Below are 21,710 nucleotides of genomic sequence, written 5' to 3'. Positions count from 1 at the left end.
TCCTTAGCATTTTCACTCCGACACTAACCTGAAACACTGAGAAATACCTTAAAAACTTGCCGTTCTGATGAAGTGTGGCCTGTAAGGTTCCCTGATATACGCTGAAAAGATAAACTCAGGTTAATTTATCTGTTATTACCGGGTGTATTTTCTGTTTATGAAAAAAGTCTGTTTTTTTGATCTTCCCTTTGTCCGGCAGGATCACAACGCTAAACCGGAACATAATTACCGCCGTATCCTGGCGGGTGACTACGTGTTTTATACCTGTGCTTCTCAGTTCAGTGACAAAGCCGTGCTGAAAAAATTGCAGGAGGGGGACCGGGTCTTTATCGGCGCCCGTCCGCTGGCAGACGGCAGTTACTGGCTGCACTGGCTGGTATCGCCGGAGCACGGTAATCTGGAACCGGTGACTGAGGGCACCGGTAACTTGCGTAACCTGAAAAAACTGGCACTTTCCCTGGCGATGGTCATTTTATCTGTCTGGCTGTTTTTCACACAACTTTCGGGTGTGATTGCCGCGCTGATACTGATGCTCGTTTTCGGCGCTGGATTATGGATGCTGGCATCGTCAGTTCAGGCACTGCTGGTGACCAACAGCAGAACCATGAAGCATCTGCTCAACGGCCTGACACAGATTAAAGCGGGCAATACCGGTATATGTTCTCAGGCTGAATATCTGCTGCCCGGCACAACGAAAAGCACACGGCACCGGAAGCCGGGGGATGAAAAACGTTTCAACGAACTGGATTCGGTCCGCCCGGAAGATTACCGCCATGCGGAAAACCTGACACTGGCCGGCGTGCAGGGAACCGTTACCGATCTCCGTTCTGTCCGCGATTTTACCGGCAGCGGTAAATCCCGCCGCGACTATATTGAATATTATTTTTTGTGCAGCGGCGTTCCGTTCACACTGCGTAACTATTACAGCTCAATGACAGAAGATATCAATCCGCTGTTTTTCCGCAGCCATCCGTTTTTTATTGCCGCGGATGATCCTGTCAATCTGATTGTCAATCAGCAGAAAGGTGTCATTACCGGTCTTTATAATGAACGTGATCACAGTGCTTACCTTAAACCGGACGGCATGGCGATATCCTCACAGCAGGTGAAACTGATGTATAAGGTGTTTACCGGTATTTTTCTGGTGATGATGCTGCTGATGATGATTTTTATATTCAATGATCTGTGGAGTATTAAAGGCACCCCGGATAAATGGGACTGGCTGCATGCCGCAAAATCACTGGGTGGTATGGCACTGATGTTTATGATGATTATCAGCGGAATTCTGCTGCTGGTTGAAGTGGTGACGCTGCTTGTGCGGAAAAATTCAGCAGGAGCGGCCCGTTTTGTTTTTGTCAGGCAGATGCTGATACAGCTCAGAATCCGGAACGGCAAAAACACAGTTGTACAGGAAATTAACTGATGTTTGCAGACGGACGCACCCGGATTACGCTTCTGGCCATTGTGTTTATAACGTCACTGATGCTGATGTTTTCAGATACGTTTTTTTCAGCACCGGACAGAAAACGCCTCCGCAGCTATCAGCCGGAAAAAGAGACGGTAAAATTATCCTCACGGGTCATCAGCTCTTTTCAGAACGGGGTGATGATAACCGGCGTCAGAGATGCCATGCGGGTTGATTTGGAGAGCTGTGACAGGGAAACCCGCACGTGCCGCCACAGTAAAAATGTGGGTTTTGATCCGGCAAAAGACACGGACATTCCGCTGCTGAACCTGAAAATATCGCCGGATAAAAAAGCGATCAGTGATTATCTGGAAAAACAGACCTATGAACTGAGACGCAGTGAAGTCTACGGCAGCAGACCGCTGGTGCCGGTCACCTATATTATGACGGAGCAGGATGGCGATTTACGGGTCAGTGCCATGTTTATGGGACGGGCAGAAAGCCAGGCCTGTGATAAGCAGGGGCGGTGCCTGATCCTGTTTCAGGATTACGGATCGTACAAAAATTATGTTTTCTATTCCGGGGATGGTGGTCAGAACTGGCGCTGGTTATCGCAGTGGCAGATGCCGGAAGTCGCGGGTGATGCAAAGATTATCGCCGTTACCGCGCCGGGCAGCGGACTTATGGTTCAGAACAACACACTGTATCAGACCCGTGATTACGGACAAAACTGGCGCCTGTTGTTCAGTATGAACCACCGCAAAAAAAGAACCACCGACCGTTACGGGCAACGGTATGTCAGCCTGAAAAGCATTTACTGGCACTATAACGGTAACGGGCAGGTCGCGGCATGGATGGCGGATGAAAGAAACGACCCGGAAAATGTTGCCCTGGTTTGCTTTAATATCCGGACACTGAAAACGGAGTCTGACCTGCTTATCCCGGGGGAGATAGGTGCACTGGACAGCACAACCGGTGGTGAGTTTTATTTCACACTGACAGAAAAAGAGCGCAGGCGTCAGAGTGTGAATCATCTGAATTGTAACGGGGATTATTCGCCGGTTCTGGAAACCGGCGGCAGTTATATTTCCGGTTTGTATGCCGGCACTGATTTACTTATAGCTGAGTTACATTCAGACACCCGGGTATCGGATGATGGCGGGCAGAACTGGAATACCGCAGCGGCACTCACGAAAGCATACGGGGAAACCGCGTTATTTGATAAATGGCACAACCGCCTGTTTTATTTTCCTGACGGTAATTACAGCAGTACCCCGAAAGGAAACCGTGACGGACTGGAGTATGCCACCTCACCTGTGCAGTAAACACATCCGCCGCTGTTTGTAACGACAGCGGCGGAGCAATCGTCAGGCTGTATTTTCCGCCGGGGATTCATTCATACTGCGGCGCAGTAAAAACATCACCACCAGAATCACAATTCCGGTTGCCAGCCCCGCAACATTCACGGAGTACCAGCCCGCATAATAAAAAGCGAATCCTGCCAGTAAACTGCCGAGAGCGCCGAAACTGAAGATAAGAAAATCGGTCGCGCCCTGGATTTTTGCCCGTTCATTACCGGTATAAGTGCGGGGAAGCAGATGCGTGGTGCTGATCAGAATGAAGTTCCAGGCCAGTCCCAGAGATGTCATGGCAATCAGGAAATGGGCATAACTGTTGCCGGTCAGGCTGACTGCATTACTGATTAACAGACAAATCACGCCCAGCCAGACAAAACATTTTACCCCGAGGCGGCTGATTAACTGACCGGTAAAGAAAGAGGGCGCAAACATCCCCAGAATGTGACACTGAAATACAAAGGCGATTGCCGGGAATTCAAATCCCTGTGCTTTCATTGCCAGCGGAAACGCGCCGACCATATACACCACTAATGCATATCCGGCACCACTGACCACCGCGATCAGGATCAGCAGCGGCTGGGAATATAACTGCCGGTACGGCCGGTTTGCCGTGGTATTACCTGCCTGAGCGGGAAGCTGAGCTTTCAGCGGTAAGAATGTCAGCAGCACAAAGGCCATGATATAAATGGCGGTCAGTGCCCCGAAAGTACCGAGAAACGGATAAGCCGCCACCAGTGCCCGGGTGGACATTGCCAGTGACGGGCCGACGAGTACGGCAATAATCCCGCCGCTCATCACCACACCAATCGCTTTTGCCCGCAACGCGGCAGGCGCTTCCTCCAGCGCGGCAAAACGGTATTGCTGGGCAGTGCCGATGGCAATGCCGGTAAAAAAAGTCCCCGCAGAAAACAGCAGCATGTTGTGTGTATAAATACCGGCAATCGCCAGTAATGCACCGGTCAGCCCCCCGGTATTGCCGAGAATAAACCCGGCGCGGCGGCCGAAGCGCATCATAAAGTGAGCCATCGGTACTGAGGCAGAAATCAGTCCGATATATTGCGCCAGCAGCGGGATCGTGGCATGCGCCGGATCGTCTGCCAGCTGTGCCCCGATAAGGACGGCAACGGAGAGCACCAGAGCATTCCCGGTGGTAAACAGCGCTAAGGCGGCTGAGAGCCAATAAACAGAACGTGGCATAATAATTCCTTATTATTCAATATAAAAAATGAATAATGACATCAGACGGAAATCAGTATGCCGGATGATACAACTTCAAGCTGACTTTAAGTCAAGCGGGTTTTTTCACCGTTTTGTTTCTGTTTTTTTTCAGGCTGACACTCAGGATTTTGCGGAACTTCGGACAGGCCAGATGATTTTCCGCCGGGCACTGTTCAATATGCAGCAGCCCCTGTTTCAGATTCTGTAATTCACGGATTTTCTGGTCAATTTCAGTGATTTTTGCCTGGATTGCCGTCCTCTCAATACCTTTTGACGGCAGTTCACTGAGCATCACGGCAATTTCATCCAGTGAAAAATGCCCCTGTCTGGCGAGAATGATCAGCGATAACCGCGTCAGCACTTCTTCATCATAAATACGGGTCAGTCCCTTGCGCCCGGCGGGCGTGATCAGCCCCTTGCTTTCATAATAGCGGATAGTGGCGGTTGTCAGGCCGGTCAGCTCTGCGACGCGGCCGATATCAATCATTTTCATAATGCATCACGCAGTGACGCCAGAGAGCGGATTTGTTTGCCGTCCGGCGTAAAATTATCCGCTGACAGCCACTGTTCCATCGCCCGGTTAACAACCGGCCATTCGCTGTCAATGACGGAGAACCATTCGGTATCACGGGTGCGGCCTTTGACGACTCTGGCCTGGCGGAAACAGCCTTCATACTGAAAACCCAGGCGGAGTGCCGCATGACGGGAAGGGGCGTTGAGGCTGTCACATTTCCACTCATAACGGCGGTAACCGAGGGTATCAAATACATATTTCATCAGCAGCCAGTGGGCTTCTGTGGACATCACCGTACCGCTGAGCAGCGGGGAAAAATGTACATGACCGACTTCGGTAACACCGTTTTTCTCATCTGTCCGCATCAGGGAAAAGACACCAACGGCCTTGCCGGTCTGTTTATCCGTGATGGTGAAAAACAGCGGATCTGAGGATTGTGCATTTTTTTCAATGCGGGCGCGGTACTCCGCTGCATCCTGCGGCGGTTCATCCGGCAGCCAGGTCCAGTGACGTCCGTCCGGTGCGAGTGAAAATGCCCGGTAAAGGTCATCCGCATGTGCAGGACTGAGCGGGTCTATCCGGCAGTGGCGGCCTTCCGCACTGATACGGGCAGGGTAAGGACGGCCGTTCCAGTCCGGGACGATATCACCGACAGTTTGTCCGAATGTGTTTATCTGACTCATTGATTGTTTCTCCGCGCTGTTTTGCTTTCCTGTACTGTAATATGCTGAACGGGATGAGAAAAGAGCCGGTTTTTTTAAATTTAAGAGAACCACTTCAGATACACGTAAACAGATGAATGCGGTTTATGCATTGATGTTACCCGGCAAAATCATGTTGATGCGGTAAAATAGTCTTGTTCAGATAAATAAAAACACCGGAAATACACCCGTGTTCTATTCTGTATTAATCAGATACAGATCATTAAATATGAATATTTACGGATTATTTCACGCAATATACTCTGGGGGAGTACATTATCACGCCGGGTTCTTCGCTATAATCGGATTAATTAATAACAGCAGAGACACAGCGGCAGATTACTGCAATATTTCGTTATCATAATGTAATATTTTAGTAAATGCGTTAACAGTCTCTGACCTGATGAAATACAGGTTAACCATGATGAGTGATATAGCCAGCGCAACAACCGTTCGGCGTAAAGAAAAGCTGAATTTCCGGAATGTGTCACAATTTTTTATCTGCCTGTCTGTATTGCTTGGCGCTATGTTTTTTTCACTGTTCTATGGCAGTGTGAATATGGAATTTCACCAGAAACTGAATACAGTCATCAGCATTATTACCGGCAGTATAAACAGTGATGACCTGCTGCCGTATGAAACCATCATTTATAATATCCGTCTGCCCCGGATTATCCTTGTGGCGATTACCGGTGCATCCCTGTCGCTGGTGGGAATACTGATGCAGACGATAACCCGTAATGAGCTGGCTGACCCGTATATTCTCGGGGTTTCCTCCGGTGCCAGCGCCGGGGCGGTATCAGCCATTGTGCTCGGATTATTTGCCTTTATGTCGCCTTACAATGTGTATATCGGGGCATTTGCAGGCGGATTGATATCTACCGCTATTATTGTCTTATTTAATTTTAAAAAGAGTAACATGACCAATCTTGTACTGATAGGGATTGGTATTTCCAGTTTATTCTCTGCTATTACTACCGCCATTATTTATTTATCCAAAAATGAAAGTCAGGTTAAAAGCGCCATGTTCTGGATGCTGGGCAGTTTTTCCGGTATTAAATGGTCTTATATTCCGCTGCCGCTGGTGGCATTGATTGCAGTATTAATTTTTTGTCTGTTATTCAGTAATGTGCTTGATACGTTATTACTGGGTGCGGATGCATCAGCCCAATTAGGCGTGAATGTGGGTGCTATCAAGCTGGGAGTGATTATTTTATCATCATTTGTGGTGTCTATTATTGTTGCTAATGTTGGCGTCATCGCTTTTATCGGCCTTATTATTCCGCATATTGTCCGTAATACAATCTCTGTAAAGCATTTTAAATTATCACTCTATTCCTGTCTGGTCGGTGGTGCATTTCTGGTGGTTATTGACACCATTTCCCGCAGCTGGTTTAAACCGGAGGAGATCCCGGTCGGCATTCTGACCTCACTGATTGGTGCGCCGCTGTTTGTGTATATCATTATCAAAGCGAACAGGAGCCGGTAACGTGAGCACTGTTGATATTACTGACCTGAGTTATAACGGGATACTGAAAGATATTAATTTATCATTTTCCGGAAAAAGAGTGATTGGTATTGTCGGGCCCAACGGTTCCGGAAAAACAACCTTACTGAGACATATTTACCGGGATATTAAAACACGGGGAACTGTTTTCTTTGATAATACCGATAACGCTCAATTTTCCATCAAATCACTTGCACGCAATATCTCGGTACTGACGCAGTTTAATGATCAGGTGGAAGGCAAACTGACCATTGAAGAAATCGTGGTGATGGGGCGGATGCCGTATAAAAAACATTATGCGGATTACAGCGACCGGGATTTTGTGATTGCAGACAATTATATGACATTGTTTGGTCTGCAAAAAATGAAAAATAAAGAGTATCACGCACTATCCGGCGGTGAAAAACAACGGGTGATGCTGGCGAAATGTTTTTCCCAGGAAACCGATATTATGATTCTGGATGAACCGACCAACCATCTGGATATCCGCTATAAAGTGGAAGTGATGAAAGCACTGGCTGCATCAGAATCCACTGTGATAATGACCATTCACGATATTAATTTGTCTGCAAAATACTGTCAGTATCTGATCCTGATGAATGAAGGTCAGATTTATGCTCAGGGTACACCGGCGGAAGTATTAACCCGGGAGTGCCTTCTCGATGTATTTGGTGTGGAATTTACGGTATTACCGGTCGACGATCGTGTCGCTATATTTTTATAATCCGGATGAGGGAATGATGAAAAAATTATTATTGAGTACCTTAGTTATCTCCGCGCTGTTTTCTGCAACAGCAAACGCTGAAAATAAAACCGATCCGGCTTATGTCCCGGTTGAATTCAGTGCAAAACTGGATGGCAATGAATATCACTTTAAACCTGAGCAATCCCCGCAGCGTATTGTGTCTCTGAGTCAGATCACCACCGAAATGCTGCTGGCGCTGGATTTGGGTGATCGTATGGTCGGCACTGCTTTCCTGGAAGAGCCGATTTATCCGCCGGTAAAAGCAGCGTATGACAAAATTCCTGTTCTGGCGGAAAAATGGCCGTCTTACGAAGTTTTTATGTCCGTTAAACCGGATTTTGCGACCGGCTGGGCAAACTCGTTCTCAAAACTGGCACTGGAAGCTAATAAAATTGTGCCGGAAGGCGTTGCCGTTTATGTACCGGAATCCATGACATCACCGAAAGCAGATGTGAATACCTATTTTAACGATATGCTGAAATTTGGTGAGATCTTTGGTGTGCAAGAGACGGCTGAAAAATACGTGGCGGGAGAGAAAGAAAAACTGAAGACGGTTATCAGTCAGATTCAGCGCTATCCGGAAAAAACCGCCTTTATTTTTGATTCTCAGGACGGTAAACCGTATACCTTCTTTGATGGTTATACGACGGAGATGCTGAAACTGATCTCCGTTAAAAATATTTTTGCCGGTAAAAATACCGGAAAAACCTGGGCGGTCGGTAACTGGGAAGATGTGATCATGTCTGATCCGGAAGTGATCATTATTCCTGTCTATAAAGGCTTCCGTAATGACGATGATTATGACCAGAAAGTATCATTTATCGAATCCATGCCGGAAATGCAGGGCGTAAAAGCCGTGAAAAATAAAAACTATATTAAAGTTAATTTATCTGAATTAGTTCCGGGCCCGCGTTCGATTGATATTTTGCCGGTACTGGCAAAAGAAATTCACGAAAACAGTAAATCACAAAAACAATAATCCACAAAAACAGTAATAATGACGAATGTCCGCACCGGTTTCCGGTGCGGACTGTTAAACCATCAGAACAGATAAATCAGGGTGTAGAAAAATACCAGTGTCAGTACGACAGTCAGCAGAGTATTTTTAATCAGCCGTGCCGCAATAATACAAAACAGCGTACCCCATAAATACGGATTATCACTGATATCGCGGAATTGCTGTTCCTCTAATAATACAATCGGCGCGCAGATAGCCACCAGCAGGCAGGGTGCGGAATAAGTCAGTGCCTGCTGAATAAAAACCGGCAACCGCAGTGGTAATCCCGGGATCAGAAAAATAAAGCGCAGTGAGAATAACATCAGTGTCAGTGCGAATATTAATCCCCAGCTCATTTTACATCCCCCCATTTACGTCCCAGCAGAACGGCCAGCAGCATGGCACTGACCCCGGCAATTACCGCGCTGCCCTGAATACCGGCCCGGGTCAGAATAATCGTGACGACAAAGGAGAAGAGTGCCCCGGCAAGTGCGCTTTTGGATTTGATCAGCGGGACCACAATCGCCAGCAGAGTCGCCACCACCGAAAAGTCGAGCCGGAGCTGGCTCAGGTCACTGATGCTGTGTGCCAGCACAATACCGAGGATACTGACCAGCACCCAGACCAAATAAAAACTGAGCCCGGCACCGAACAGATAGGCAAAACTCAGGCGCTGACGCCCGGCGACACTGACAGCAAACAGTTCATCCGTCAGTAAAAAACCGATACCGGCCCGTTGCAGCGGAGAGAACGGCCGTACATGCGGGCGCAGTGTCAGCCCGTACAGCAGATGTTGCGAGGTGATAAAAAAGACGGAAACGAGAATAGTGATCACGCCTGCACCACTGTTAAGCAGGCCGAGTGTCACCAGCTGGGCGGCACCGGCAAATACCATGGCGGACATCGCCACACTTTGCGCAAAGGTCAGGCCGCTGTCCACCGCCATTGATCCGGCGAGGATCGCCCACGGCACCACAGCCAGGTTGAGCGGGGTCATATGCAGTGCACCGGTGAAAAAGTCTTTCAGCGGCGCGGCGGGTAATGCAGTTGTGGTTGTCATTTTTTATTATCCGTACAGCGTAAAACAGTCCGGATACTCTGCCATGACGCGGCAGCAAAAAGATTGTACAAAATTGTTCAGCAGGCTCAGCGGTGCTGCATAAACTTGCCCGGCGAGACGCCCATCGCCCGTTTAAAATGACGGGTAAAATGGCTTTGATCGGTAAACCCGCACTGCAAAGAGACATCCGCCGGGCGGCCGCCGGTTTGCAGCAGTTGCCGTGCTTTGCGCAGACGTGCCTGAATCAGCCAGGCATGAGGCGGCATGCCGTAACGCCGGCGGAACTGGCGCAAAAAATACCACGGGCTGAGATTGGCCATCGCGGCCAGCTCATCCAGAGAATAATCAGTTTCCGGATGACTGTTCATCATTTCGGCAATATGCTGCAAACGCTGACCCGCCGGGGTGATCTCCGCCGGGCTAAAGCCTCTTTTATTGTGGCGGGTGATAAGCCAGGCCAGTGTTGAGAGCAGCAGAGAGCCTTTCAGCAGCCGGTTATCAGGTTTCATCAGGACATCAAACAGCAGTCGCAGTTGTGCCGCCAGGCCGGGGTCATGCACTACGGCGTGAGAAAACCAGGGTACAAACCCCTGATCGGCAGATTTGAGATCCTGCATCAGCGTATTCAGCATCTCCGGTGTCGGGTAAATCGCGCGGTAGGCCCAGCCGCTTTCCAGCGCGGCAGAACCGGTGTGAATTTCATCGGAATTCACCAGAATGATATCGCCGGTCGGGGCATAATGATTACTGCCGGTGCGGAAAAATTGCTGAACACCTTCTTCAATCACGCCGATACAAAATCCTTCGTGGGTATGACGGCTGAATTTTTGCTGATAGTAACGGGCAGAGATCATCCCCAGACCATAAAAATCGTCCAGATGAAAATAGTCCGCCTGTTCGCGGGAATGTCCGTCACTCTGCATGGTGTGTCCTGCTCTGCTTTTACTGTAACCGGTTATTATCGCGCGGTTTTACGCTCTGTCTTGTACAAAATTGCTCAGTTGCGGTATATCAGCCGATCAGTTTTCGTGCTGCCAGGTCGTTGATAATCAGTGCAGCCACCAGGGAACAGCGGGGCAGATCGCAGCTGTCCAGCCAGTCCAGCTCGGCAATTTCTGCCGCCGGTTGTAATTCGCCGGTAAATTCCGCCTGATAACAGCGGATACGCACCTGTGTACCGTCCTGTTTGCCATCCGCCTGTCCGGTGAATTCTCCGTAAAACGTAATGGTGTCCGGTTTCAGGGTGACCGTCAGCTCCTCATCAATTTCACGGCACAGCGCCTGTTCATCCGTTTCGCCGGCTTCACGTTTGCCGCCCGGCGCGTAGAACAGAGTTTTGTTATGGGAGCGTACCATCGCCACTTTGCCGTCTTTCAGGGTGATTAACGCCAGTTTATCGATCATTTTTGCGGTCATCGCAGTTCCTTTATCACCGGGGTGAATGTGTGCTTTGCAGCCATTATGACACTGTGCGTTCAGGTCAGTGTCAACTTTTTTGCTACTGACAGTTTCCGTGACTGATCTTCCGTGCGGATCGCAGATTTGGCAGGATAAGCACCGGATATATCCGCACTTTTAATTCACATTATTTATATCAGGGACACACATCGTGTCTCCTGCGGGTATCTCTATGAAAAATAACGTTATGCTGATTTTACTTTCTCTGTCACTGGCGGTGTTTGGTGTCATTACCACTGAAGTGGCGGTGATAGGTCTGCTGCCGCAACTGACGGAACAACTACAGATCACGGCACCACAGGTCGGTTTCCTGGTCAGTATCTATGCGGTGGTGGTGGCCATTACCGGGCCTGCCATCACGCTGATGCTGGGACGCTATAACCGCAAAACAGTTTTACTGGTGATTATGGCGATCTTTATTGTTTCCAATATCGCATATGCTATTACGCATCAGTATGATGTAATTCTCTTTTTCCGTATTCTGCCTGCGCTGACACACGCAGTATTTTTTGCCATTGCGCTGGTGGTGGCGGCTAATGTGGTCCCGCCTGCACGATCTGCTCATGCGATTGCAATTGTGTTTTCCGGGGTGGCTGTCGGTATGGTACTGGGGATGCCGCTCAGTGCTTTTATTGCGGAAATTTTTACACTCAGTGCGGCGTTCTGGTTCGGGGCGCTGACCAGTGTGGTCGCTTTTACGGGGATCGCGCTGTTTGTGCCGTCACTGCCGGTGACACAGGCGCTGAAAGTGAAGGAACAGCTGGCGATTCTGCAACGCCGGGACGTGTGGCTGAGTATTGCAGCAGTGACGCTGATCTTTTCTGCGATGTTTGCAGGGTTCAGCTATATCGCCGATTATCTCGTCACAATTACCGGTTTTTCCAATAATATGACCAGCGCGTTACTGGTGGTGTTCGGTATCAGCGGCTATTTCGGTAACTTTATTTTCAGCCGCTATTTGCAGCGTAATGTCATTAAAACCACGTCATTGTATCCGCTGCTGTTTATCCTGATTTACCTGGCCGTCTGGTTGTGCGGTACTTCGCCGCGGCTGATGGTGCCGGTGGTGGTGCTCTGGGGAATACTGCATACATCCGGGCTGATCGTCAGCCAGACCTGGCTGCTGCGTGAGGCCGGAAATACACCGGAATTTGCCAACAGCCTGTATATCGGTTTTTCCAATCTCGGGATCACCCTGGGGGCGATAGCAGGCGGGCGAATGATCCGCAGTTTTGGTGTCGACACTATTATCTGGGCAGGAATTGTATTTGCCGCGGCGGCGTTTATCACGGTACGACTGAAAGTCCGGCAGCAGGCGGCGGCACACACCATCTGCCGCGCCGGTTAATCAAACGCACCCCGGCGGGCAGCAGCCAGCAGGGCATCTGTCACACAGCGGGTTCTGGCCGGTAACTGCGGCATCTGCGGCCGGAGAATATGCACCGGGGTCTGTGCGCCGTCACAGGCGGGAAGTACCCGGCATAGCGACCCGTCAGCCAGATAATCACCGATCATCCATAACGGCAGCTGGGCGATTCCGTGTCCGCCCAGTACCGCAGCCAGCATGGCATCACCATCTGCCAGTTCATAAAACGGCGGCGGGATGATACGTAAAAGCTGCCCGTTATTATGCAGTGACCAGTAAAACGGCTTATCGCGGCGGAATCCGGTAATACAGCGGTGCTGCATCAGTTCACCGGTATCCGCCGGCGTACCTGCCCGCGCCAGATAATCCGGCGCGGCACATAACACCGAGGTCTGAGTAGTCAGCTGCCGGGCAACCAGATGGCTGCTGTCAGGCGGTTCACCGATGCGGATTGCCAGATCAACGCCTTCTTCCGCCAGGTCAATAAACCGTTCACGGAAAGAGACACTCATCATCAGTTGCGGATGCTGAGCCATCAGTTTTTCCAGTACCGGCATCACCCGGCGGCGGCCGAATGCGGCGGGTAAATCAATCCGTAACCGGCCGCTCAGGGTGGTTTGCTGCTCACTGATTTCATCTTCCGCCTCGCCGAGAATGGCAAGTGCCGACAGGCAGCGGGTCAGATATCGTTCTCCTGCCGGGGTCAGGGTAATACGGCGGTTGCCGCGCTGAAATAAACTGACACCAAGCGCGGCCTCCAGCTGGCTTATCCGTTTACCGGCGGCTGATTTTGTGATCCCCAGTTTGTCTGCTGCCGCCGTAAAACTGCCGCTCTGAGCGGCGGCCACAAAGGCGGTAATACCGGAAAAAGAATCTGTTTTCTGCATAATCAGTTTTTACTGTGATTGCTAATCGTTTCATCATAAGCGTTTTCTGTGATAAAAATCATCTTGTCTGCTCTGTTACCATATAAAAAGGATAATAACGTTGAATACCCGCACTTATCAGTTTTACCAGGTTGATGTTTTTTCTGATGTCCCGCTGCTGGGGAATGCCCTCGCGGTGGTGGTTGATGCGGATGATATGACGGATGAAGAAATGCACCGTTTTGCCCGCTGGACAAATCTCAGTGAAACCACGTTTCTGCTGAAACCGCAGGATCCGCAGGCGGATTACCGTGTCCGTATCTTCACGCCGGACGGCGAACTGCCGTTTGCCGGGCATCCGACCCTGGGCACCTGTTATGTCTGGCGCGAAACGCAGCAGTTTACAGAGACACGCGATATCATTCAGGAGTGCGGTGTCGGTCCGGTGACGATCCGTCAGCAGGATAACCGGCTGGCATTTGCCGCACCAGCATTGCTGCGCGGCGGGGATACTGATCCGCAGCAGGTGGCTTATATTGTCAAAGCGCTGGGGCTGCGTGATGAAGATGTGGTGCGCACCGCCTGGGTTGATAACGGCCCCGGATGGATTGGGCTGCAACTGACGTCCGTGGAGAAAGTGCTGGCTGCGAAGCCGGATTATTCTCTGCTGAAGGGGTACGATATCGGTCTTTGCGCGTTGTATGATGACCAGAACGGGCCGGTTGCACTGGAAGTTCGTGCATTATGCTGTTCTTTGTCAGAAGAAGACCCGGTGACCGGCAGTCTTAATGCTTCGCTTGCCCAGTGGCTGATCGGTGAAGGTATTTTACCGGAGCGCTATGTCGCCGGTCAGGGACAGGTTATCAACCGTGACGGCAAAATATTTGTCACTAAGGAAGCGGGACAGGTATGGGTTGCCGGAGATGTGACGTGTGTAATCACCGGACAAGCAACTCTGCGCTGACCAAAGCTGAATCAAAGGATATTAACCGTGAACAGTAAAACCCATCATTTTTATCAGGTTGATGTTTTTTCTGATGTCCCGCTGCTGGGGAATGCTCTGGCCGTTGTGGCGGATGCGGATGATCTGAGCGATGAAGAAATGCACCGTTTTGCCCGCTGGACAAACCTCAGTGAAACCACATTCCTGCTGAAACCTCAGAATCCGCAGGCGGATTACCGTGTCCGTATCTTCACGCCGGACGGCGAACTGCCGTTTGCCGGACATCCGACCCTGGGCAGTTGTCATGTCTGGAAGCAGCATACCGGATTCAGTGAAACGCGGGATATCATTCAGGAATGTGCCGCCGGGCTTATCACACTGCGTCAGTCTGAACAGGGAACCGCCTTTGCCGCACCGCCGATGATTAATGAACGGGATCTGACCGAAGACGAGTGCAATACGGTTGCACTGGCTTACGGCATCCCCCGGAACGCCATTTTGCAGGCAAAATATATTGATAACGGCCCGGCATGGACCGGAGTTGAAGTGGATTCCGTTGCCCGTCTGCTGGCGATCACACCGGATTATGGCCTGCTCAGCCAGTCCGGTAATAAGGCATTGTATAAAATCGGCGTGTGTGCCCGATATCCGGCGGGCAACGAAGCATTACTTGCGGTAAGGGCATTTATTAACCGCAGAGGGGCGGAAGATCCGGTAACCGGCAGCCTGAACGCAGCGCTGGCACAGTGGCTTATCAGCAACGGCACATTACCGGCGCACTATCTGGCGCGTCAGGGCGAGAGTGTGAAACGTGACGGCTGGCTGAGTGTCCGGCAGGATGCGGACGGAATTTGGGTCGGCGGTGCGGTGACCGGTTGTATCCGGGGACAGGTGTCACTGCGCTGAAATAATGTTACTAAACAAAGTCACCGGCCGGGGATTATTCCGCCGGTGATTTCAGTGCCGGTTGCAGTACGCTCTGACCGGCACGTACCATCTCCGCCAGTTGATCCGCGCTTTCACCGGCCCGGGCGCGCAGGGAAATACTGTGCAGAAAAGCCGTCAGTGTTTTTGCCAGCAGCGGGGCGGAATCCGGATCGCGCAGTGCGTTTTTCTCTTCATTCAGGCAATCCAGCACCATCATTTCCTGTGCCGCAATCACTTCCTGAAGGCGTTTGCGGATCGCCGGGTCATTCACTTCGGCAGCTGCTGTCGATAACACCATACATCCGGCCGGGCCATGCTCTCCGGTATACAGCGTGACGGTGGCCTGTAACCAGCGGGTCAGACGGGCAGCCAGCGGCTCTCCGGGAGTGCGCGGTGCCAGCGCAGCGGTGTAATGCGCCTGTGCTGTCTCACCGAATCTGTCCATCGCCAGCTGATAAAGCCGCTCTTTATTACCGAAAGCGGCGTAGAGGCTGGGTTTTTTCATTCCCGTTTCTGCGGCCAGTTCATCAAGAGACGTTGCGGTATAGCCTTTGCGCCAGAACTGCGCCATGATTTTATCCAGTGCGGCGGCACTGTCGTAATTCCGTGGTCTGCCTTTTTGTGCCATTTTATTACCGATCAGTATAAAAACATTTTACATCATTGTACCGCATGTATTATTTTACCGATTAGTAAATAAATGCCATTCACGGAGTATTTTGATGTCTGATCATGATTATGCGGTTGATACGATTTACGGGCTGAGCACGCCCTCCATTCAGGCTCTGGTTGCGGCCGGACGTGCATCACAGCCTGCATTACTGAAAGTCGGGATTTTTGTTTGCCCGGGCTATATGCCTATGGATATCAACGGCGCACAGTCCGTTTTTACGATCGCCGGGGCGGAAATCTGTTTTATCTGGAAACGCCGCGAACTGGTGGAGGGGTATATCGGCTGGCCGACAATGCCGACAATGACGTTTGATGAGTGTCCGGACGATCTGGATGTACTGGTGACCGGGATGGTTCCGCCGGAAGTGATTGAAGACCCGGAAGTCATCCGCTTTTTTGCGCAGGCAGGCAAAAAGGCAAAATACGTTATCGGCACCTGCTACGGTTCATTGATGCTGGGTACAGCCGGGTTACTCGAGGGTAAAAGGGCAACCAGTAACAGCAATGTGGTGCCGATGCTGCCGGATGTCGGCGCTGTTGCGGTCGGCGGCAGTGATGTGGTGATCGACGGGACAATATATACCTCCGGCCCGGCAACCGGCTCTTTTGATGCTTCACTGCTGGTGCTGAAAGCGCTGCGGGGCGAGGAGATGGCTGCGCTGGTTGAACTGGCGATTGAATACGATCCGCGTCCGCCGTTCCGCACCGGGTCACCGGAACTTGCAGGGCCGGAAATGACCGCCATTTCGCAAAGTATGACCGCACCGCTGAACCGGCAATATCACGACGCCGCGAAGCGGGGATATGCCCGCTTTCAGCAGATGATTCAGGACTGACAAGCCGGATAATAGGCTGTTAAATCCGGGGTTTTGTTTTTGATCCAGTCAGTGATCAGAGACAATGCCCCGGGATAATAGGCTTCCCGTCCGGCGTACAGGAACTGCCACTGACGCAGTACCGGCCAGTCGCTGCTGAGCTGATAATTAAATGCCGGGGATTGTAATAAACCATGCCCGGCCTGCGGAAAGACAATAACGTTTGCCTGCGGGTTATTTTTCAGAAGAGACTGATAACGGCAGGCGTTCGGCAGGGCATCCACGTTGAGATCCTCCGCACCCCATACGGCCAGCACCCGGCCGTTCATCTGCGGGATCGCCGGTGAAGCATCACTCAGGTAATTTTTGACCACAAACGCAAAGCGATCCGGTGTCATATCACTGCGCTCTGCCGGGTCTTCTGAGCCGCCGGCACCAAATATCCGGTCATTATCCGCCTGTTCTGCGGCCAGCAGTTGTGTTATTTCTTCCTGCGATTTTCCCTGCTGTGCGTAGCGCAGTCTCTGATAAAACTGCCCCTGGTCCCGCCAGTTCACGGCACCGCCGATAATTACGGAAAAAGCGGGCTGTGATTGTGCCGCTGCCACCGGGATCACCCATCCGGCCTGAGAAAAGCCGAGAAAACCAATCTGCACCGGGGTGTTCTGATAGCGTGTCTGTATCAGTGTCAGTGCGGCCACGGCTTCCTCAGCGCGATCATCCATGGACTGATGCAGCCAGTTTCCCTGACTGTTGCCGGTGCCGGCTTTATCCCAGGAAAATACCGCAACACCGGCATCCAGCAGAGCGTTAAATAACGGGTTATATCCGTTGTCTGAGTACCGGTCCTGCGGACCATCACCATGTATAATCACGGCAACCGCCGCCGGCTGTCCGTTACCGGGCAGCAGCAGGGTACCGGAAAGGGTAATTCCCTGTGAGGTAAAGGTCAGCTCTTCAGTGATGGCATTATCGAAATCAAAATCATCAAGATGACTGGTAAAGAACAATATCAGCCCGGCCGTCAGTAACAGCAGAGCGAGCCCGGTAAGCGTCCGGCGGATATAACGCGCTATCATGTTGTTACTCTTCTTCGTCTTCGCATAAAAGAAAATCCCATTGCGCGAACGGTGTAAATCCGCTCTGTTGCGCGAGGATCAGGGAAGATATGTTATCGGTCTGGCAGCGGTACTGCGGTTTTAAACCCGCCTCAAGAATAACCCGGTTCAGCGCCAGCAATGCCTGACGGGCAAATCCTTGTCTGCGGTAACGGGGATCGGTCAGTACACCGATATCCTGCAATAACGAATCTTCCCACTGACAGGCACTGGCGGCGGCAACCAGCCGGCCTTCCGCAAAAACACCTGTGACCCGCGGATGTGTCAGTTCCACTCCGGCGATATCCGCATCTTCATCATTATTCCGGGCACAAAACTGCGCAAAAATATCCCGGTCTGCTTCTGTCAGCATGCGGACATTACCCGGGATCACAGCACCTTTCTGAGCTGCTTCCGCAGCTTCAGTCAGATAAAAAAACTGATCCGCATACTGCCAGCGAAGCCCGGCCTGTTCCGCAAGAGAAAGAAATTCATCCCGTGATACCGGCTGTTCCGGGGTCAGTGCAAGCTGTTGTGCCAGTTCAGCAGAAATATGAATACGGTTATATCCCGGTTGCCGTAACCACAGCGCATCATAGCCTGTTTCCAAATCAGTTCTGCACATCAGCCGCCATAAGGCGGATTCTGCCAGCACTTCACCACGCCGGTATTCCGCATCCCAGTGGTCAGTGATAACCGCGGGGAATGCCGGGCTGAGAAAAGCCGCTGCGGCTGCCCTGGCTAGTGTTTCGGTATCACACTCTTCACTGTTGGATAAAACAACGATGGTGGTATCCGATTTTGTCAGCCGGATAAAGTACGTGCTGGTCCCCATCCAGCCTCCGGCATGTTCCAGACTCAGTTCACCGAAATGTTGCAGGGTATATAACCCGGCTGCATAAGGTTCATAGTCCGTAACGGGCGTGCCGTTTTCTGTCTGCGGGGAGAGCGTTTCTGTCATCTGCTGTATCAGTGCAGAGCCGCCGACACGGGCGGTGCGGTAGTTTTCACCCCATTTCATCAAATCAGCCGCGCAGGAATGCACCGCACCGTCACCGGTATGTGTCCACGGACTTTCGGAAATCCGCCACTGACCGGCGGTTTTGCCGTAACCGGTTGCAATGATTTGCGGTGCCGGATATTGCTCAACAATAAAGGTCTTATCCATCGCCAGCGGTGCAAAAATCCGCTCACGGGCAAAATCAGCAAACGACTGCCCGCTGACCCGCTCAATAATCTGCGATAACAAAAAATAGCCGGTATTACTGTAATCATGGCGGGTACCGGGCGGAAAATCTGCCTCAGTCTGACTGACCAGGTCAGCCAGGGTTTCCTGCGGTGTCAGCGGATCATAAAAACCCACTTTGCGGGCAAACGCGAGATCCATATAGTCCTTCAGCCCGGAGGTATGGTGCAGGAGATGGCGCAATGTTACCGGACGGGCGTATTCACCCAGTTCAGGCAAAACGGATAAAACGGAATCACTGAGGGAAATCTTACCTTCCTGAACCAGCAACAGCAGCGAAAAAGCAGTGAACTGCTTGGAAACGGAGGCTAAATTAAAAATAGTCTCCGGTACTACCGGCGTGCGGGTTGCCACATCCGCCATACCCCGGCAACTGTGCCACGTTGCACCATTATCAGTATGGACCATGACGATAACACCGGGTTCATCCGGTGAAAAGCCCGCTGTCAGCGCATTCAGTGCCGTTTGCATTGTCGGTTCTCTCTTATTTTTACAGGGCAGATTTATTTTAAGACTAAATGTGCTGAAAAATATTGTCGAGCGGATCCGGTGCCGTATCATCAATGGCTTAAGGTAGTGTTCAGATTAACCGGCCTGCATGAAACTCCGGCTGTGTTGCAGGACAAAATCGATAAAACAGCGCAGACGGGGAGAAAGTGCCTGACTCCGGTAATAAACCGCATTAACCGGCTGTTTATGCTCATAGGTATACGACGTCAGAATCTGACGAAATTCGCCGTTTTCACGCATCTCATGGGTTACAAAATCGGAAATACAGGCAATTCCCGCACCGGAACGCGCCAGGTTACAGATGATCTCTCCGCTGCCTGCCGCCAGTGATGGCGTAATTTTCAGTCCCTTTTTGTTGCCGTTATACAGCGGCCAGATATTCAGATTTTCCGGCGCGATAAATCCCAGCAGGGTGTGCTGTGCCAGATCTTCCGGTGTTTTCGGCTCACCGTATTGCTGAAGATAGCGGGGGCTGGCAAGAACCCGCTGGCGGGTGTATCCCATCAGCGTGGCATGCAGAGACGAATCGGCCAGCGGGCCGAAACGGAATGCAATATCCGTCTGTTTTTCCAGTAAATTGGTAATGCCTTCAAAGTTAGTCAGTTCAAGGCGGATTTGCGGATAACGTTCATGGAATTGTGTGACCAGCGGTGCAATCACATGGAGCTGAACAGGCGTTGAAGCATCGACCCGCAAAGTGCCGGAAGGAATTTCTTTGTGGTTCATCAGCACATCTTCCGCTTCCTGTGCCAGTTGTACCACATCGCGTGCTTTTTGCAGAAACAGCGCGCCTTCCTCAGTCAGTTTCAGCCGCCGCGTGGTGCGGTAAAGCAGGGTGCTGTTCATCTTTTCTTCAAGGCGCAGCAGGGCACGGCTGACCGCTGAAACCGTCAATCCGCTCTGCGCGGCGGCGGCAGTCACTGAGCCGCAGTCAATCACCGCGATAAATGCCCGCATTTCTTCCAGTGTGATTTTCATTATTGCGTTTTACTCAATTGTTTTTTGCAGATTAACGGCTGTTCCCGCGAAAATCAATGTGGCAGAATCGCCGTCCTGACAACACAGTGACGTTGTTTTTTTTATTCTGAGGACATTATGCGAACAAATACTGCTCTGTTATCCCTGTCTGTAGGCGCATTTGCCATCGGGGCAACGGAATTTTCCCCGATGGGAATGCTGCCGGAAATTGCCGGATCACTCGGTGTTTCTATTCCTGCCGCCGGCATGCTGGTGGTGGTATATGCACTGGGTGTGATGCTGGGGGCACCGGTGATGACACTGCTGCTGATCCGCCGTTCGCCGAAAGCCGCGCTGATTTTTCTGATGAGCATTTTTACAGCAGGGAATGTGATGTCAGCACTGGCGCCGGATTATAATACGCTGCTGATCGCCCGCTTTATCACCAGTCTGAATCACGGTGCATTCTTCGGAATTGGTGCCATGGTGGCAACCCGTGTGGTGGCAAAAGGTAAAGAAGCAGGGGCAATAGCAGGTATGTTTATGGGACTGACCATTGCCAATATCGGCGGTGTTCCGGCAATTACTAAATTGTCCCAGATACTGGGCTGGCGGGAATCGTTCTTTGTGGTCAGTCTCCTCGGCCTGCTGACAATGGCGGCGCTGCTGCGATCACTGCCGCGTAATATGCAGGGTCAAGCGCTCAATCTGCGCCGTGAATTGCAGGTACTGACCCGTCCGGCGGTATTACTGGCAATGCTGTGTACGGTACTGGGTGCCAGTGCCATGTTTACGTTTTATACCTATATTGCACCTGCGCTGACCTTTATTTCCGCAGTACCGGAAACACAGATCAGTATGATGCTGATACTGGTCGGGCTGGGCTTTACGCTGGGTAACTATCTGGGCGGTGTATGGGCAAACCGTTCGGTCTCCCGCACGTTATACGGATTATTCGCACTGCTGGCACTGACGATGGTCCTGTTTCCGCTGATGGCTCGTGACAGTGTCACGTCCGGAATTATGCTGGTTATCTGGGGCGCGGCCAGTTTTGGGATCGTCCCGCCGCTTCAGGTAAAAGTCATGCAGGTCGCCTCAGAGGCGCAGGCATTGGCATCTTCCGTTAATATCGGCGCGTTTAACCTCGGTAATGCGGTTGGTGCTGCGCTGGGGGCTTCAGTGCTGGCAAACGGCGGCGATTATGCCGGTGTCAGTTATGCCGGTGCAGCAGTGGCCGCCGCCGGATTAGTGGTGTTGCGGATAACGTTACGCCGGAAAAAACCACAGATTACCGTGTCAGATACGGAGCAATGCACGACGCTCTGAACGCATTAAACACGTCAGATAT

At 51.3% G+C, this 21,710-nt stretch carries 22 protein-coding genes; 10 read left to right on the top strand and 12 right to left on the bottom strand.

Annotation, left to right across the window (positions count from 1 at the left end; all coding sequences use genetic code 11):
• Positions 1-157 precede the first annotated feature (157 nt).
• Both AAZR23_RS05775 and AAZR23_RS05770 read left to right on the top strand, forming a co-directional pair.
• Positions 158-1,423, top strand: coding sequence for a hypothetical protein (locus AAZR23_RS05775; protein WP_434691192.1), 1,266 nt, complete (start codon positions 158-160; stop codon positions 1,421-1,423).
• Complete coding sequence (locus AAZR23_RS05770; RefSeq protein ID WP_434691190.1) at positions 1,423-2,730, top strand: hypothetical protein; 1,308 nt, start codon at positions 1,423-1,425, stop codon at positions 2,728-2,730. The genes AAZR23_RS05775 and AAZR23_RS05770 overlap by 1 nt, the downstream gene beginning before the upstream one ends.
• 42 nt (positions 2,731-2,772) lie before the next feature.
• Here AAZR23_RS05770 and AAZR23_RS05765 read toward each other — a convergent pair whose 3' ends face one another.
• The 3 genes from AAZR23_RS05765 to AAZR23_RS05755 form a co-directional block, all read right to left on the bottom strand.
• Complete coding sequence (locus AAZR23_RS05765; protein WP_434691187.1) at positions 2,773-3,960, bottom strand: MFS transporter; 1,188 nt, start codon at positions 3,958-3,960, stop codon at positions 2,773-2,775.
• Positions 3,961-4,051: 91 nt separating this feature from the next.
• Positions 4,052-4,474 (bottom strand): MerR family transcriptional regulator, encoded by a 423-nt coding sequence (locus tag AAZR23_RS05760; protein WP_054425746.1) that lies wholly within the window; start codon positions 4,472-4,474, stop codon positions 4,052-4,054.
• Positions 4,471-5,178 carry a GNAT family N-acetyltransferase gene (locus tag AAZR23_RS05755; RefSeq protein ID WP_107680293.1) on the bottom strand — a complete coding sequence of 236 codons (708 nt, stop codon included), beginning with the start codon at positions 5,176-5,178 and terminating at the stop codon, positions 4,471-4,473. The genes AAZR23_RS05760 and AAZR23_RS05755 overlap by 4 nt, the downstream gene beginning before the upstream one ends.
• Before the next feature lie 439 nt (positions 5,179-5,617).
• On the opposite strand from AAZR23_RS05755, the gene AAZR23_RS05750 reads away from it, so the two are divergent.
• From AAZR23_RS05750 to AAZR23_RS05740, 3 genes are read left to right on the top strand one after another with little or no spacing between them, the layout of a single operon-like run.
• On the top strand, positions 5,618-6,685 hold the full coding sequence (locus AAZR23_RS05750) for a FecCD family ABC transporter permease (RefSeq protein ID WP_230061260.1): 1,068 nt from the start codon (positions 5,618-5,620) through the stop codon (positions 6,683-6,685).
• A 1-nt stretch (position 6,686) separates the two neighbouring features.
• Positions 6,687-7,427, top strand: a complete 741-nt coding sequence (locus AAZR23_RS05745) for an ABC transporter ATP-binding protein (RefSeq protein ID WP_434691183.1) — start codon at positions 6,687-6,689, stop codon at positions 7,425-7,427.
• 13 nt (positions 7,428-7,440) lie between these two features.
• Complete coding sequence (locus tag AAZR23_RS05740; protein ID WP_166707837.1) at positions 7,441-8,427, top strand: ABC transporter substrate-binding protein; 987 nt, start codon at positions 7,441-7,443, stop codon at positions 8,425-8,427.
• 62 nt (positions 8,428-8,489) lie between these two features.
• Here AAZR23_RS05740 and AAZR23_RS05735 read toward each other — a convergent pair whose 3' ends face one another.
• From AAZR23_RS05735 to AAZR23_RS05720, 4 genes are all read right to left on the bottom strand, one after another.
• Complete coding sequence (locus AAZR23_RS05735; RefSeq protein ID WP_049245779.1) at positions 8,490-8,801, bottom strand: AzlD domain-containing protein; 312 nt, start codon at positions 8,799-8,801, stop codon at positions 8,490-8,492.
• Entirely contained in the window at positions 8,798-9,505 is a 708-nt protein-coding gene (locus tag AAZR23_RS05730) for an AzlC family ABC transporter permease (RefSeq protein WP_052927627.1), read from the bottom strand. The genes AAZR23_RS05735 and AAZR23_RS05730 overlap by 4 nt, the downstream gene beginning before the upstream one ends.
• Before the next feature lie 86 nt (positions 9,506-9,591).
• On the bottom strand, positions 9,592-10,428 hold the full coding sequence (locus AAZR23_RS05725; RefSeq protein ID WP_434691179.1) for an AraC family ligand binding domain-containing protein: 837 nt from the start codon (positions 10,426-10,428) through the stop codon (positions 9,592-9,594).
• 88 nt (positions 10,429-10,516) lie between these two features.
• Positions 10,517-10,921: an NUDIX hydrolase gene (locus tag AAZR23_RS05720; protein ID WP_166707835.1), complete on the bottom strand. Its 405-nt coding sequence runs from the start codon at positions 10,919-10,921 to the stop codon at positions 10,517-10,519.
• A gap of 214 nt (positions 10,922-11,135) precedes the next feature.
• Between AAZR23_RS05720 and AAZR23_RS05715 the strand changes: the two genes are divergently transcribed.
• On the top strand, positions 11,136-12,311 hold the full coding sequence (locus AAZR23_RS05715; RefSeq protein ID WP_166707834.1) for an MFS transporter: 1,176 nt from the start codon (positions 11,136-11,138) through the stop codon (positions 12,309-12,311).
• Here AAZR23_RS05715 and AAZR23_RS05710 read toward each other — a convergent pair.
• Positions 12,308-13,216: a LysR family transcriptional regulator gene (locus AAZR23_RS05710; protein ID WP_166707833.1), complete on the bottom strand. Its 909-nt coding sequence runs from the start codon at positions 13,214-13,216 to the stop codon at positions 12,308-12,310. The genes AAZR23_RS05715 and AAZR23_RS05710 overlap by 4 nt on opposite strands.
• Before the next feature lie 100 nt (positions 13,217-13,316).
• Here AAZR23_RS05710 and AAZR23_RS05705 point away from each other — a divergent pair, with 100 nt between their 5' ends.
• Both AAZR23_RS05705 and AAZR23_RS05700 read left to right on the top strand, forming a co-directional pair.
• Positions 13,317-14,159 (top strand): PhzF family phenazine biosynthesis protein, encoded by an 843-nt coding sequence (locus tag AAZR23_RS05705; RefSeq protein WP_046893371.1) that lies wholly within the window; start codon positions 13,317-13,319, stop codon positions 14,157-14,159.
• A 27-nt stretch (positions 14,160-14,186) separates the two neighbouring features.
• Positions 14,187-15,044: a PhzF family phenazine biosynthesis protein gene (locus tag AAZR23_RS05700; RefSeq protein ID WP_434691173.1), complete on the top strand. Its 858-nt coding sequence runs from the start codon at positions 14,187-14,189 to the stop codon at positions 15,042-15,044.
• A gap of 34 nt (positions 15,045-15,078) precedes the next feature.
• Here AAZR23_RS05700 and AAZR23_RS05695 read toward each other — a convergent pair whose 3' ends face one another.
• A complete protein-coding gene (locus AAZR23_RS05695; protein ID WP_166707831.1) occupies positions 15,079-15,693 on the bottom strand; it encodes a TetR/AcrR family transcriptional regulator in 615 nt (204 codons plus the stop codon).
• A 94-nt stretch (positions 15,694-15,787) separates the two neighbouring features.
• On the opposite strand from AAZR23_RS05695, the gene AAZR23_RS05690 reads away from it, so the two are divergent.
• Positions 15,788-16,573 (top strand): DJ-1/PfpI family protein, encoded by a 786-nt coding sequence (locus AAZR23_RS05690; RefSeq protein ID WP_218426103.1) that lies wholly within the window; start codon positions 15,788-15,790, stop codon positions 16,571-16,573.
• On the opposite strand, the gene AAZR23_RS05685 is transcribed toward AAZR23_RS05690, so the two are convergent.
• From AAZR23_RS05685 to AAZR23_RS05675, 3 genes are all read right to left on the bottom strand, one after another.
• On the bottom strand, positions 16,564-17,631 hold the full coding sequence (locus AAZR23_RS05685) for an alpha/beta hydrolase family protein (RefSeq protein WP_434691170.1): 1,068 nt from the start codon (positions 17,629-17,631) through the stop codon (positions 16,564-16,566). The genes AAZR23_RS05690 and AAZR23_RS05685 overlap by 10 nt on opposite strands.
• A 4-nt stretch (positions 17,632-17,635) precedes the next feature.
• A complete protein-coding gene (locus tag AAZR23_RS05680) occupies positions 17,636-19,366 on the bottom strand; it encodes a GNAT family N-acetyltransferase (RefSeq protein WP_434691168.1) in 1,731 nt (576 codons plus the stop codon).
• A 114-nt stretch (positions 19,367-19,480) separates the two neighbouring features.
• Positions 19,481-20,383 (bottom strand): LysR substrate-binding domain-containing protein, encoded by a 903-nt coding sequence (locus AAZR23_RS05675; protein WP_046893366.1) that lies wholly within the window; start codon positions 20,381-20,383, stop codon positions 19,481-19,483.
• 117 nt (positions 20,384-20,500) lie between these two features.
• Between AAZR23_RS05675 and AAZR23_RS05670 the strand changes: the two genes are divergently transcribed.
• On the top strand, positions 20,501-21,688 hold the full coding sequence (locus AAZR23_RS05670) for an MFS transporter (RefSeq protein ID WP_166707827.1): 1,188 nt from the start codon (positions 20,501-20,503) through the stop codon (positions 21,686-21,688).
• Positions 21,689-21,710 lie beyond the last annotated feature (22 nt).

It is taken from the genome of Morganella sp. Je.2.23, from assembly GCF_051129855.1.
GTDB classification, from domain to species: domain Bacteria; phylum Pseudomonadota; class Gammaproteobacteria; order Enterobacterales; family Enterobacteriaceae; genus Morganella; species Morganella sibonii.
The sequence above is the reverse complement of the archived record's forward strand: the minus strand, read 5'-3'. Positions and strand labels throughout refer to the sequence as shown.